At 65.2% G+C, this 12,901-nt stretch carries 11 protein-coding genes; 5 read left to right on the top strand and 6 right to left on the bottom strand.

From position 1 onward, the window contains the following. Window positions 1-28: 28 nt before the first annotated feature. From CHB90_RS06940 to CHB90_RS06955, 4 genes are all read right to left on the bottom strand, one after another. Window positions 29-1,570: an AMP-binding protein gene (locus CHB90_RS06940; protein WP_089277134.1), complete on the bottom strand. Its 1,542-nt coding sequence runs from the start codon at window positions 1,568-1,570 to the stop codon at window positions 29-31. After that, the gene (locus CHB90_RS06945) at window positions 1,570-2,058 is read right to left on the bottom strand and encodes a lysozyme inhibitor LprI family protein (RefSeq protein ID WP_089277135.1); all 489 of its coding nucleotides are present in this window, start codon (window positions 2,056-2,058) and stop codon (window positions 1,570-1,572) included. The genes CHB90_RS06940 and CHB90_RS06945 overlap by 1 nt, the downstream gene beginning before the upstream one ends. A gap of 11 nt (window positions 2,059-2,069) precedes the next feature. After that, window positions 2,070-2,432, bottom strand: a complete 363-nt coding sequence (locus tag CHB90_RS06950; protein WP_212591575.1) for a hypothetical protein — start codon at window positions 2,430-2,432, stop codon at window positions 2,070-2,072. Between the two features lie 98 nt (window positions 2,433-2,530). Next, on the bottom strand, window positions 2,531-3,694 hold the full coding sequence (locus tag CHB90_RS06955; RefSeq protein WP_089277136.1) for an isovaleryl-CoA dehydrogenase: 1,164 nt from the start codon (window positions 3,692-3,694) through the stop codon (window positions 2,531-2,533). 133 nt (window positions 3,695-3,827) lie between these two features. On the opposite strand from CHB90_RS06955, the gene CHB90_RS06960 reads away from it, so the two are divergent. Continuing rightward, complete coding sequence (locus tag CHB90_RS06960; protein ID WP_170940997.1) at window positions 3,828-5,435, top strand: tetratricopeptide repeat-containing sulfotransferase family protein; 1,608 nt, start codon at window positions 3,828-3,830, stop codon at window positions 5,433-5,435. A gap of 31 nt (window positions 5,436-5,466) precedes the next feature. Here the strand turns inward: CHB90_RS06960 and CHB90_RS06965 are convergent, their stop codons facing one another. Beyond that, window positions 5,467-6,678 (bottom strand): DegT/DnrJ/EryC1/StrS family aminotransferase, encoded by a 1,212-nt coding sequence (locus CHB90_RS06965; RefSeq protein WP_089277165.1) that lies wholly within the window; start codon window positions 6,676-6,678, stop codon window positions 5,467-5,469. A gap of 114 nt (window positions 6,679-6,792) precedes the next feature. Between CHB90_RS06965 and CHB90_RS06970 the strand changes: the two genes are divergently transcribed. Next, window positions 6,793-8,094, top strand: coding sequence for an MmgE/PrpD family protein (locus tag CHB90_RS06970; protein ID WP_089277138.1), 1,302 nt, complete (start codon window positions 6,793-6,795; stop codon window positions 8,092-8,094). Between the two features lie 113 nt (window positions 8,095-8,207). Here the strand turns inward: CHB90_RS06970 and CHB90_RS06975 are convergent, their stop codons facing one another. Beyond that, window positions 8,208-8,882, bottom strand: a complete 675-nt coding sequence (locus CHB90_RS06975; protein ID WP_089277139.1) for an HAD hydrolase-like protein — start codon at window positions 8,880-8,882, stop codon at window positions 8,208-8,210. 107 nt (window positions 8,883-8,989) lie between these two features. Here CHB90_RS06975 and glmU point away from each other — a divergent pair, with 107 nt between their 5' ends. Genes glmU through CHB90_RS06990 form a run of 3 tightly spaced genes read left to right on the top strand, consistent with a single transcriptional unit; the run spans window position 8,990 to window position 12,900 of the window. Then, on the top strand, window positions 8,990-10,345 hold the full coding sequence (gene glmU / locus CHB90_RS06980; RefSeq protein WP_089277140.1) for a bifunctional UDP-N-acetylglucosamine diphosphorylase/glucosamine-1-phosphate N-acetyltransferase GlmU: 1,356 nt from the start codon (window positions 8,990-8,992) through the stop codon (window positions 10,343-10,345). A 39-nt stretch (window positions 10,346-10,384) separates the two neighbouring features. Then, window positions 10,385-12,202, top strand: a complete 1,818-nt coding sequence (gene glmS / locus CHB90_RS06985) for a glutamine--fructose-6-phosphate transaminase (isomerizing) (RefSeq protein WP_089277141.1) — start codon at window positions 10,385-10,387, stop codon at window positions 12,200-12,202. A 20-nt stretch (window positions 12,203-12,222) separates the two neighbouring features. After that, complete coding sequence (locus CHB90_RS06990) at window positions 12,223-12,900, top strand: DNA alkylation repair protein (protein WP_089277142.1); 678 nt, start codon at window positions 12,223-12,225, stop codon at window positions 12,898-12,900. Window position 12,901: the final 1 nt, after the last annotated feature.

Genomic DNA, 12,901 nt, shown 5'->3' on the forward strand with positions numbered 1-12,901 from the left:
TTTTTCATTGTCCCGCAGATGGGCTGTCTCATGTCCGTTCCGCCGCTGCCATCGCCTTGAGCTGCTTGCGGATCACCTTGCCGGTGACCGTCATCGGCAGCGCATCAACAAAGGTGATTTCCCTTGGATAGGAATAGCTTGCCAACCGCTCCTTGACCCATATCTGAAGTTCTTGCGCCGCGACCTTGGCCCCCGCCTTGCGCACCACATAGGCCTTGACGATCTCGGTGCGCAGCGCGTCGGGTTTGCCCACCACACCCACCGTCGCCACGGCGGGATGGGTCAGCAGGCAATCCTCTATCTCGGCCGGGCCGATGCGGTATCCGGCGCTGGTGATCACATCATCCTCGCGCCCGACAAAGCGGATGAACCCACCCTCGACCACACCGCGATCCCCGGTCACCAGCCAGTCACCGCGATATTTGTCCGCCGTCGCCTGCGGGTTCTGCCAGTACTCCAGCATCATCGAGGCACAGCCGCGCCGCACGGCAATGTCGCCCTCGCCACCCGTGACCTGCCCCGCCTCGTCGATAACCGCCACCTCAAAACCCGGCACCGCACGGCCAAGGCAGCCGGGGCGCGCGTCGAACAGCGCGCCGCAGGAACTGGCCACCATGTTGCATTCGGTCTGGCCGTAGAACTCGTTGATGGTGACGCCAAAGGCCACGCGCCCCCACGCCAGAATTTCCACGCCCAAAGGCTCGCCGCCGCTGGCGACAGAGCGCAGGCCCGGCAACTGCATGTCCGCCGCCTTGATCATCCGCAGGGCTGTCGGCGGAAAGAATACATTTCGAACAGCGTGTTGCGCGACGATCTTCGCGCAACCTTCCAGGTCAAACCGCCGCATCCGCGCGGCAACAACCGGCACACCCAGCGCAAGACCCGGCATCAGGACGTCGAACAAACCACCGATCCAGGCCCAATCGGCGGGTGTCCACAGCAGGTCACCCGGCTGGCCCAGAAAATCATGGCTGATCTCCACCCCCGGCAAATGACCCGTCAGAACGCGGTGGCCGTGCAAGGCCCCCTTGGCCTTGCCCGTTGTACCAGAGGTGTAGATCAGCACGGCGGGTGTGTCCGGTCCGCTTTCAATCGCCGGACCCTCCGCGCCGTCCGCCGGCAAATCATCCTCGCGCAGAATGTCCAGATCAAAGGATGCCAGCATCTCGGTCCCTTCCTGATCCGTGACCACCACATGCGCGCCGCTATCAGCCAGCCGTGCACGCAAGGCATCCTCACGGAACAGCATGAACAGCGGGACAGAGATTGCCCCCATCCGCCAGCAAGCCAGATGGGCGGCGGCGCAGAGCGGCGACTGACTGAGCAGCACGCCCACCCGGTCACCCGCCCCCACGCCGCGCACCACCAGTGCCGCCTGCACCTGGCGCGACAGATGCGCCAGTTCGGCGTAGGTCACGCCCGCGCCGCTGGCGTGATCGATGATCGCCACCCGCCCCGGGTCGCGCCGCGCCCAGCCGTCGCAGGCCTGTTCAGCCATGTTCAACCGCATGGGCAGATCCCAGCGAAACCCGGCCCGCAGGGCGTCATATGAGGGTGCAGGTGTCAGCATCAGCCGGGCGTCACCATGCTTTCAAGATACCAGGTCTGTTCGGCGGTTTCGCGCATCATGCACTCGGCCCCCGCCGGTCCGGCCCCGGTGCCGCCGCCCCAATGGCTGCGCTCATAGGCGCAGGTCGCATCGCGGAACGTGATCCAGGCACGCTGCATGTCACGCAGGGCGTCGGCCTGCGAGGGGCCAAAGCCGGCGTTGTCCACATCGGACTGCTTGGCAAAGTCCATCGCAAAACCGTAGGACAGGTTGAGCCGGTCATCCCACCATTCATACTCGCGGCTAAAGCACCCGCTCATTCCGACAGTGCTGTATCCACCGTCCGAGTCGTTGATGCAGGCCTCGGCGGACAGGCCCACACAACTGCGAAAGTCCGCGCCCGTTCCCAGGCAGGTTTCGGTGGCACTGGGGGAAAAGGCCAGGTCCTGGGACGCAACGGGCCCGGCAGGCAAGGCCAACGCCAAGGCCAGGATCGGAAGGGTACGCACGGCGGATCTCCTCAGGTTTCGGGGCGATGCGGGGTCTTGTCCGGAACGACACCCTGACTGTGTGGGGACCAGCCTCTCACGAACTGGCCCAGACGGTCGACCTCGTACTCGTACTGTCGGGACGGATCACCGGGTGGGCCGCAGACAACATGCAGCCAGATGCCCGCCTCCGCCCCCGGATAGCCGACACAATCGGATATGCGCGCGCCGTCTCCGGTGCCGTCGCGGGCACGATCCGCAAGGTATCTCTGCGCATAGGATTCGATCACGTCGGTCTCCGTCAGGTTGGCGGCGATCCAGCCCAGCCGAAAGAAATGAACCGCCATCAGCGAGACCACGGCCACCAAAGGCATCCACCATAGCCAGCGCGGCATCAGCGCCGCGCACCTGCAACGGGCCAGCGGCGCTCCACCGGGTCCGGCTCAGCCGCCGTTCCGGACAGATGGTCCGGAAGGACGCCCCTGCCCGGCATTCAGGTCATCGCCCCCATCAGTTCACGGCCCACCAGCATCCGGCGGATTTCGGACGTGCCTGCGCCAATCTCCATCAGCTTGGCATCGCGGAACAGCCGCGCCACCGGCGCATCCGCCAGGAACCCGGCACCACCAAGCGCCTGCACCGCCTGATGCGATTGCACCATCGCCTGCTCGGATGCGTACAGGCAACAGGCCGCCGCATCCTGCCGCGTCACCTGCCCCCGGTCGCAGGCCTTGGCCACCTCATAGACATAGGCGCGGGCCGAATTCATCGCCGTATACATGTCGGCGATCTTGCCCTGCATCAGCTGGAAGTTGCCAATCGGCTGGCCGAACTGCTTACGTTCGACCATGTAGGGCATGACCTCATCCAGACAGGCCGCCATGATGCCAAGACCGATGCCCGCCAGCACGACTCGCTCGTAATCAAGACCCGACATCAGGACGCGCACGCCCTTGCCCTCTTCGCCAAGGATGTTCTCGAACGGCACTTCGACGTTGTCAAAGATCAGCTCGGCGGTGTTGGAGCCCCGCATCCCCAGCTTGTCGAAATGCGGACTGGTGCTGAACCCGGTCATCGACTTTTCGATCAGAAAGGCGGTGATGCCCTTGGCCCCGGCCTCTGGATCGGTCTTGGCGTAGACCACCAGCGTGTCGGCGTCGGGGCCGTTGGTGATCCAGTACTTGTTGCCATTCAGCACAAAGCGGTCGTTCCGCTTTTCGGCGCGCAGCTTCATGCTGACAACATCGGATCCGGCGGACGGCTCGGACATGGCCAGCGCGCCGACATGTTCCCCGGAAATCAGACCGGGCAAGTATTTCTTGCGCTGCGCATCGGTGCCGTTCAGCTTGATCTGGTTGACGCAAAGGTTGGAATGCGCCCCGTAGGACAGTGACACGCTGGCAGAGGCGCGCGCGATCTCTTCGACCGCGACGGTGTGGGCCAGATAGCTCATGCCCGCGCCGCCGTATTCCTCTGGCACGGTCACGCCCAACAGGCCAAGGTCGCCCATTTCCGTCCACAACTCGGGCGGAAATTCGTTGGAGCTGTCGATCTTGGCCGCCATCGGTTTGACCCGCTCCTGCGCCCATTTGTGGACCATATCGCGCAAGCTGTTTACGTCTTCGCCGAGGTCGAAATTCATAGATGCCGTGAACACGCCCGTCCCTCCCAAGTATTGAACGCTTGTTCATTTAACGCTCTCAGGTGAGTCGGGTCAATGGTCTTGCGCCGCCCCCCTTGGCACGCCCTGACGGAAGGCCCATGATAGGATGCCAAACCAGCGGATCCCCATGCAGTCAGACAGTTTTGCCCAAACCCTTGATCAGGCCAGCGCACTGATCGACACTAAGGACACGGCAGCGGCACAGGCCCTGCTGGATGGCCTGCCCGCGCGGTGGGCCTCTGCGCCAGAGGTGTTTGCCCTGCGGCACCTGCTGTTCACCCGCACGATGCCGGCGCTGTTACAACAGCCCCTGCGCGCGCAGGACGCGCACCAGCTGTCGGCGCTATTGAACGCGCGCCGTCTGGACGCGGCGCTGACGTTGGCGCGCAAGCTGGCCGCGCACCATCCGCATGCCGCCAGTCCGCATGAGGCGATGGCATTGGCCTTCAATGCCGGACGCCGGTTCGCCGCCGCGCGCGATGCGGCGCAGACGGCATTGGTCCGCGCCCCGGACCGGGCCACGCTGTACCGCGAACTGGCGCTGGCGCTGTATGAGCTGGGGGAATTCGAGTCCATGGGCGCCCCGGCGCAACATGCCGCCGAGGCATTGGGCGATGACCCTTTGGCGCAGCGCATGGGGGCGATTGCCGCGCTGATCCGGGGGGAGCGTGACATGGCGCGCGCGCGGTTTGCCCGGCTGGCCGAACTGCAACCGCAGAACGGCGCGGCCCATCGCGGCTTTGCCGAATTGCACCGGTTTACCGACAGCCGCGACCCGCAACTAAAGCGGATGGTGCGGCTGCTGAAGTCACGCAATCTGCCTGCGGCGGAACAACTGGAATTCCACTTTGCGCTTGGCAAGGCCTTTGACGATCTCGATCTGCCCGACAAGGCCTTTGATCATTTCGCGCGCGGCAACGCGCTCAAGAAGAAACTGCACGGGCTGGGCGCGACCCGCGACATCGAGGACGGCGCGCGGGTGCGGACTGCTTTTGCCGCCCTGCGACCGCCTGAAGCCACACCGCCAGACCCACTGCCGATCCTGGTCTGCGGCTTGCCCCGTTCGGGTACGACCCTGACGGAAAGCATTCTTGCCGCGCATCCTCAGGTCGCCGCCGCAGGGGAACTGACCTTCCTGCGGAGACGCCTTTTGCCGCTTTTGCGGGAGGATACGCCACCGACAGACAGCACCCTTTCAGAGGTCCGCGACGCCTATCAGGCAATTCTGCGCACCCATGCAAAAGGCCGCCCCTTTGTTGTCGACAAGATGCCGCTCAACTTTGTGCTGGCTGGCTACTTGGCGAAACTGATCCCCGGCACCCGGATTGTCGCGCTGCACAGAGAGCCGCGCGCGCTTGGCTGGTCCATCTTCCGGCAGTGTTTCGTGCGGACTGGCAACGGGTTTGCCTATGACTTGCGGGATATTGCCGAGGCCATGGCGCTCTACCGTCAGATGATCGGGTTCTGGGAGGATTCCGGCGTCGCGGTTCACCGGCTTGATTATGGCGCGCTGACCCGCGCGCCGGACGCCACCGTTCAGGCACTGTTGGCCGGACTGCAATTGCCGCCCGATCCCGCCTGCGTGGACTTTGCCAGCAGCGACCGCGCCGTGGTGACCGCCAGCGCGCTGCAGGTGCGCGAGGGCATTCAGCGTGACCGCGATCAGGCATGGCATCGGTATGAGCGCCACCTTGCCCCGCTGGTCGACCAGTTGCGCCACCATGGCCTGATCTGATCAGCCTGCGCCCGGCCCACCGACCCGGCGCTTAGTCGGCCCGCACCGGGGGCTGTGCCTGAAAGACCGCGCTGACCTCGGCCCGGATGATCCGCGCGATCTGCGCGCAATCCTCAAGGCTGAAGGTCAGCGGCAGTCGCATGTCGACAATCCCGCGCAACACGCGATCCGTGGACGGCATCGGCTGCGACGGGGCGTACCGCCAACTGTCATAGCGCGAGGTAAAGCCCGCCGGTTCCGCGCCGCCAAACCATTTCAGCTCGACCCCGCGCGCAGCGCAGCGCGCCAGCACCTCCTGCACCGCCTCCCGGGTCCAGTCCAGCAACAGGAACTGGATCGACGAGCCGACAAACCGCTCTGCCACCGGCCGTTTCGTCAGACGCAGGCCCGGCGTGCCGCGCAGGCCCTCTTCGACCACTGCGTAGCGGTCATTCCAGCGGTCCACTTGGGCCTCCAGCGCGCGCAACTGCGGCCGCAGGATCGCCGCGCGCAAATTGTCCATCCGGCCAGAAATGTTCGGCGTGATGTATTTCACCCGCTCAAAGACCTCTGGCCCCGGGGCCGCCAGATGCCGTTCGTACAGCATATATGATCCAGACAGCATAATGGCGCGGGCAGCGATGTCCTCATCATCGGTGATCAGCAAACCACCCTCACCCGAATTGACGTGTTTGTAGGTCTGCATCGAAAAGCAGCCCACAGCCCCCTGCCGCCCCGAGGGCACGCCGTTCCACGCAGCGCCCATCGTATGGGCGCAATCCTCGATCACCGTGATCCCGGCGTCGCCGCAGATCTGCATCAAACGGTCCATGTCGCACAGATGGCCGCGCATATGCGACAGCATCAGCACCTCGGCACGGTCCGCCTTGGCCGCCAGGTCCTCCAGATCAATTACCAGGTCTTCGGTCACGCCCACATAGACCGGCACCGCGCCGACGCCCGCAATGGCCCCCGGCACCGGCGCCAGCGTAAAGGCATTGGTCAGCACTGTCTCACCGGGCTGCACCCCCACCGCGCGCAAGGCGCAGCCAAGCGCATAGCCGCCCGACGCCACAGCCACGCAAAAGCGCGCGCCGGTCTGCGCCGCGAACTCCTGTTCCAAAAGCGCCGTCTGTGCCGTCTCGCCCGCAAGCGTGTTGTAGCGATGCAGACGCCCGCCCCGCATGACCTCGACCGCTGCGGCGATGGCCTCTTCGGGGATGGGTTCCTGCTGGGTGAAGCTGCCGGTGAAACGCTCTGTCATATCCGTGTTTTGGCGCAGGCATGGCGCAACGGTCAATCCATTCGCGACCTTTGCCGCACCCAGCGCGTCGCTTTTCATGAATTGTGGGCACATGGCCTGCGCTACGCTGGACGAATGACACCCATTGATTTCATCCACGGCCTACAGTGGGGCGACCTGCCCGACCCCGTCCGCGCACAGACCAAACGCTGTTTGCTGGATTTGATCGGCGTGGCGGCCGGGGGGCTGGCGACCGATATGTCACGGATCATCCGCGACCACGCGGCCGAGGATTTCCCCGGCGCCGCGCCGATCCTGTTCGACACCCGCACCTCGGCGCCCGCGACGGCGGCCACGGCGATGGCCACCAGCATCGACAGTCTGGACGGTCACGACGGATATAACCCGGCCAAGGGGCACATCGGCTGCCCGCTGCTGCCCGCGCTGCTGGTGTTCGGCGATCAGGCGCAAATCTCGGGGGAGGCATTTCTGACCGCGCTGGTCATGGGGTATGAGTTTGGCGCCCGCGCAGCAGAGGCGCAGCACGCCACCTGCCCCGATTATCACACCTCGGGCAGCTGGGGCGCGGTGACGGCGGCGGCGGCGGGTGTGCGCCTGCTGGGGCTGGACCGGGACCAGACGCGGCACGCGCTGGGGATCGCGGAATACCACGGGCCGCGCAGCCAGATGATGCGCTGCATTGATTTTCCCACCATGGTCAAGGACGGCGCGGGCTGGGGCGCGATGAGCGGTGTCTCGGCGGTACAGCTGGCGCGGCGCGGCTTTACCGGCGCGCCCGCGATCACGGTTGAGGATGCGCCGGAGCATTGGACGGGTCTGGGCACCGATTGGCGCATCTTGCGGCAGTATTTCAAACCTGACCCGGTGTGCCGCTGGGCGCAGGCCCCGATTGAGGGCGTATTGGCGCTGCGGCGTGCTCATGGGCTGACCGCCGCTGACGTGGATCATATCGAGGTGGACAGCTTTCACGAGGCGACCCGGCTGGCGACGGCACGGCCCGCCACCACCGAAGAGGCGCAGTATTCGACCACTTTCCCCTGTGCCGTGGCGATGGTGCGCGGCGGTCTGACGCCTGCCGATCTGGACGGCGCGGCGCTGCGTGATCCCGAGATCTTGCGCCTGTCAGAGGGGCTGATCATGGCGGAGGATGCGCAGGCCAACAGGGTCTTTCCGGGCACAAGACTGGCACGGGTGCGGCTGGTGTTGCGCGACGGGCGCGTTTTGCAAGGCGATTGGATGAGGCCGCGCTGGGATGCGGAGGATCCGCCCTCGGACGCGGAGCTGATCGACAAGTTCCATGCCCTTGCCGATCCGGTTCTGGGCCGGGACCGGGCAGAGGCAATCGCGGCGGCCATCGACCGGCTGGAAGAGACCCCTCTGGCGGCGCTGACGGAACATCTGTTTCGCGCCCCCTGAGGGTATGTCCACATGTGGCGCCGATCACGGCATAGAAAATTCAATAGGTTACAGAGACGATTTCACCTGTTGTTAACCCGCGCGCCCAACCGGGACAGGTCAAACAGCGCGGCTCACGGTGTCCCGATCAGCCGCCCCACCGCGCCCTGCAATTCGTCGAAATGGTCAATCACCGCCTCGGGGTTCAGCGCGCGCACCGCCTGCCCGTCGGGCGAGAAGGTGACCAGCACACAAGGCACCCCCGCCGCCAGCGCCGTGTTGCGGTCCGTGTCGCTGTCGCCCACCAACAAGGACGCCGTCCGCCGACCGCCGCAAACGTCCACCGCCGCCCAGTAGGGCGCGACATCGGGTTTGCGCGTGGGGCCGGTGTCGGCCCCGATCAAGGAGCCGAACAGATCGCGCACACCAAGGCGCTGCAACAGGGTCTGTGCCAGGGCCTCTGGCTTGTTGGTGCAGATGCCCACCGCGTAATCCGCCACGCGCAGTGCCTCGACCGCCGCGACCGCGCCGTCATACATCCGGGTGTGGACGTCGATGGCATCGCCGTAAATGTCCAGAAACCGGGGAAACCATTCCTCGACCAGCGCGGCGTCATAGCGCCCCGACCGGGTCAGCCCCTCTGTCAGCATCCGCCGCGCGCCGCGCACGGCGATGGCCGCATCGGCGACCGGATCCAGCCGCACGTCATTCCCCATCCCATCAAAACAGGCGTTGGCCGCCGCGATCAGATCGCCGCTTGTGTCGGCCAAAGTGCCATCCAGATCGAAAATTACGCAATTCCGGGTCATTTGCGTCTCCTGTCACATGCCGCAATGCAGAGTGAACGACGCCACCTTGCGCCACCATGCCAACCCGATAGAACGGGCAGCGAAAAGACGCAATTACGGAGCAGATCATGAGCATTGCCCTCGTCATACTGGCTGCCGGCAAAGGCACCCGCATGGAATCGGAATTGCCCAAGGTCCTGCACCAGATCGCCGGAGCCCCGATGCTCTGGCATACCATGCGTGCAGGCGCGGCACTGGAACCGGAACGCACCGTGGTTGTCGCGGGTCATGGGTTCGACGCCGTGGCCGCCGCCGCCCGCGACTATGACCCCGACGTCACGGTTGTGGAACAGGCCGAGCAACTGGGCACCGGCCACGCGGTGTCGCAGGCGCTGCCCGCGCTCGACGGGTTTGAGGGCGATGTGGTGGTCCTGTATGGTGACACGCCGTTTATCTCCGCCGAGACGCTGGAGGCGATGCGCGCCGCCCGCGCCACCCATGATGTTGTGGTGCTGGGATTCGAGGCGGCAGACCCGGCCCGCTATGGGCGGCTGGTCATGCAGGGCGATGATCTGACGCGGATTGTCGAGTTCAAGGATGCCACGGATGAAGAACGCGCCATAACGCTCTGTAATTCCGGCGTGATTGCCGCCGATGCGAGACTGTTGGCCGGAATGTTGTCAAAGGTCAGCAACGACAATGCCAGCGGCGAATACTACCTGACGGATGTGCCGGGACTGGCCCGGGTTGAAGGCCGGACCGCAACGGTTGTGCGCTGCCTTGAGGCCGAGACGCTGGGCGTAAACTCGCGCGCCGATCTGGCCTTTGCCGAAGCGGCGTTTCAGACAGCGGCCCGCGCCGCGTTGCTGGCGGACGGCGTCACCCTGCAAGCGCCCGACACGGTGCAACTGAGCTGGGACACGGTGGTGGGCCGCGACGCGGAAATTGAGCCCTATGTGGTTTTTGCCCCCGGCGTCACCATCGAATCCGGCGCGCGCATCCGCGCGTTTTCCCACCTAGAAGGCTGTCACGTCAGCCGCGGCGCGGTGGTTGGACCCTATGCCCGTCTGCGTCCCGGCGCGGAACTGGCCGAAGACGTGCATGTGGGCAATTTTGTCGAGATCAAGAATGCGCAGCTGCACGAAGGGGTCAAAGCGAACCATCTGACCTATATCGGCGACGCGGAGATCGGCGCGCGCACCAATATCGGCGCGGGGACAATCACCTGCAATTACGACGGTGTGTTCAAACACCGCACGGTCATTGGCAAAGATGCCTTTATCGGGTCGGACACCATGCTGGTGGCCCCGGTGACGCTGGGGGACGGCGCGATGACCGGGTCGGGATCGACCATCACGGCGGATGTGCCCGCCGGGGCGCTGGCGCTGGCGCGTGGCAAGCAGGAGGTCAAGCCCGGCTTTGCCACCAAGCTGATGAACATGCTGCGCGCCAAGAAGGCAAAACAACAGCAGACGCAGGGCTGAGCGGCCCCGCGTGATTTTACAGGCAAGGGATTTGAAAACATGTGTGGAATCGTAGGCATTCTGGGCAAGCACGAAGTGGCCCCCCAACTGGTCGACTCGCTGCGGCGGCTGGAATATCGCGGCTATGACAGCGCGGGGATTGCGACCGTACACGACGGGCATCTGGACCGTCGGCGGGCCATGGGCAAGCTGGTGAACCTGTCGGATCTGCTGGTGCATCAGCCTTTGGCCGGGAAATCCGGCATTGGACACACCCGCTGGGCCACCCATGGCCAACCCTCGACCGACAACGCGCATCCGCATCGCTCTGGCCCGGTGGCGGTTGTGCACAACGGTATCATCGAGAACTACAAGGAGTTGCGCGCCGAGGTGTCCGCCGCCGGTCTGGACCCGCAGACCGAGACCGATACCGAAACCATCGCGCTACTGACCCACCACCTGATGCAAGGCGGGCTGGGCCCGGTCGAGGCCGCGATGGCCTGTATCGACAAGCTGGAGGGTGCCTTTGCGCTGGCCTTTCTGTTCGACGGTGAAGAGGACCTGATGGTGGCGGCCCGCAAGGGATCGCCCTTGGCGATTGGTCATGGCGAGGGCGAGATGTATGTCGGGTCCGACGCCATCGCCCTTGCCCCGCTGACGCCGCACATCACCTATCTCGAAGAAGGCGACCGCGCGGTGCTGACCCGCGCAGGCGCCACGATCCGCGATGCCGAGGGGCGGCTGGTGAACCGCGAGATGCGCACGGTCCAGATGGACGCGGCGCGGGTGGACAAGGCCGGGTACAAGCATTTCATGGCCAAGGAGATCGCGGAACAGCCGTCGGTCCTGTCCAACGCGCTGAACGCCTACCTGACCGACGACGGCATCGCCCTGCCCGATCCCGGCATCGATTTCACCAAGATCGACCGGATGACCATGGTCGCCTGCGGCACCGCCTATTACGCCTGTTTCACGGCCAAATACTGGTTCGAGCAACTGGCGGGCCTGCCGGTGGAGGTCGATGTCGCGTCCGAGTTCCGCTACCGCGAACCGCCGATTGTGCCGCGCACCGCGGCGCTGTTTGTGTCGCAATCGGGCGAAACCGCCGACACGCTGGCGGCGCTGCGCTTCTGCCGGGACAAGGCGGATCATATCTTTTCCGTGGTCAACGTGCCCGACAGTTCCATCGCCCGCGAAAGCGATCTGGCGCTGCCGATCCATGCAGGTGTGGAAATTGGCGTGGCCTCGACCAAGGCGTTCACCTGTCAGTTGAATGTCCTGCTGCTGCTGGCGCTGAAGGCGGCAGAGGCGCGCGGACGTCTGACGCCAGAGCAGCGCGACGAGATCCTGACCGGGCTGCGCGCCTTGCCCGGTACGTTCAACGCAGCCCTGGACCGCGACGAGGTGATCGCCAGCGTGGCCCGCAAGCTGGCAGAGGCGCGCGACATCCTGTTCCTGGGGCGCGGGCTGATGTATCCACTGGCGCTGGAAGGCGCGCTGAAACTGAAGGAAATCAGCTACATCCATGCCGAGGCTTATGCGTCAGGCGAGTTGAAGCACGGGCCCATCGCGCTGATCGACAAACATGTGCCGGTGGTGGTCATGGCCCCCAAGGACGCGCTGTTCGAAAAGACCGTGTCCAACATGCAAGAGGTCATGGCACGCGGCGGCAAGGTCTGCCTGATCACCGATTCCGAAGGGGCTGCGGCGGCGGGTCAGGATGTCTGGCGGGTGATCCAGATGCCATCGGTTCCGGATGTGCTGTCCCCCATCCTCTACGCGCTGCCTGCGCAGCTCTTGGCCTATCACACCGCCATCGCCAAGGGCACGGACGTCGACCAGCCGCGCAATCTGGCGAAATCGGTGACGGTCGAGTGACCCCATCACCAAACGACCCGATGACCGCCGACGCGGCAATAGACACGCTTCGCGCAGCAGGTGACCCTGAAAAGGCATCCCAGATGGCCAGCTACCACAAGGTGGACCGCCCCTATCTGGGGGTGGCCAATCCTGTGCTGGACGAAATGGTGCGCGGCTGGCGGCGTGAGATGGATCTGGAGGCGCGGGTGGCCCTGGCCGACGCGCTTTGGCAGAGCAACATCCACGAGGCACGCGTGGCGGCGACCAAACTGCTGACCCAGGCACGCATCCGGCCCGACGAGGCGGTCTGGCATCTGATCTGTTCCTGGGTGCCGTCCTTTGACGGCTGGGCGGTGGCAGATCATGCCTGCATCGCCGGTCAGCGCCGCGTCATGGCGGATCTGTCACGGCTGGACGAGATCGAGGGCTGGACCACAAGCGCACACATGTGGACCCGGCGCGCGGCGCTGGTGATCACCCTGCCCCTGACCAAGCTGAACTTTCCCAAACCGGACGAATCAGAGGCCCGGGCGCGGGTGCTGGACTGGGCGGCGGGCTATGTGCCGGACCGGGACTGGTTCATTCAAAAGGCCGTGGCCTGGTGGGTGCGCGACCTGTCGAAACATGACGCCGATGCCGCCCGCGCCTTTTTGGAGGCACATGGCGCGGACATGAAAGCGTTTGCCCGCAAGGAAGCGGGCAAATACCTGCACTGAT

Origin of the sequence: Antarctobacter heliothermus, from assembly GCF_900188425.1 — a bacterium.
GTDB lineage: Bacteria > Pseudomonadota > Alphaproteobacteria > Rhodobacterales > Rhodobacteraceae > Antarctobacter > Antarctobacter heliothermus.

Coding starts and splice junctions, on each gene's coding strand:
- CHB90_RS06940 (WP_089277134.1), bottom strand. CDS start 1,570: ATGCTGACACCTGCACCCTCATATGACGCCCTGCGGGCCGGGTTTCGC.
- CHB90_RS06950 (WP_212591575.1), bottom strand. CDS start 2,432: ATGCCGCGCTGGCTATGGTGGATGCCTTTGGTGGCCGTGGTCTCGCTG.
- CHB90_RS06960 (WP_170940997.1), top strand. CDS start 3,828: ATGCAGTCAGACAGTTTTGCCCAAACCCTTGATCAGGCCAGCGCACTG.
- CHB90_RS06965 (WP_089277165.1), bottom strand. CDS start 6,678: ATGACAGAGCGTTTCACCGGCAGCTTCACCCAGCAGGAACCCATCCCC.
- CHB90_RS06970 (WP_089277138.1), top strand. CDS start 6,793: ATGACACCCATTGATTTCATCCACGGCCTACAGTGGGGCGACCTGCCC.
- CHB90_RS06975 (WP_089277139.1), bottom strand. CDS start 8,882: ATGACCCGGAATTGCGTAATTTTCGATCTGGATGGCACTTTGGCCGAC.
- glmU (WP_089277140.1), top strand. CDS start 8,990: ATGAGCATTGCCCTCGTCATACTGGCTGCCGGCAAAGGCACCCGCATG.
- glmS (WP_089277141.1), top strand. CDS start 10,385: ATGTGTGGAATCGTAGGCATTCTGGGCAAGCACGAAGTGGCCCCCCAA.
- CHB90_RS06990 (WP_089277142.1), top strand. CDS start 12,223: ATGACCGCCGACGCGGCAATAGACACGCTTCGCGCAGCAGGTGACCCT.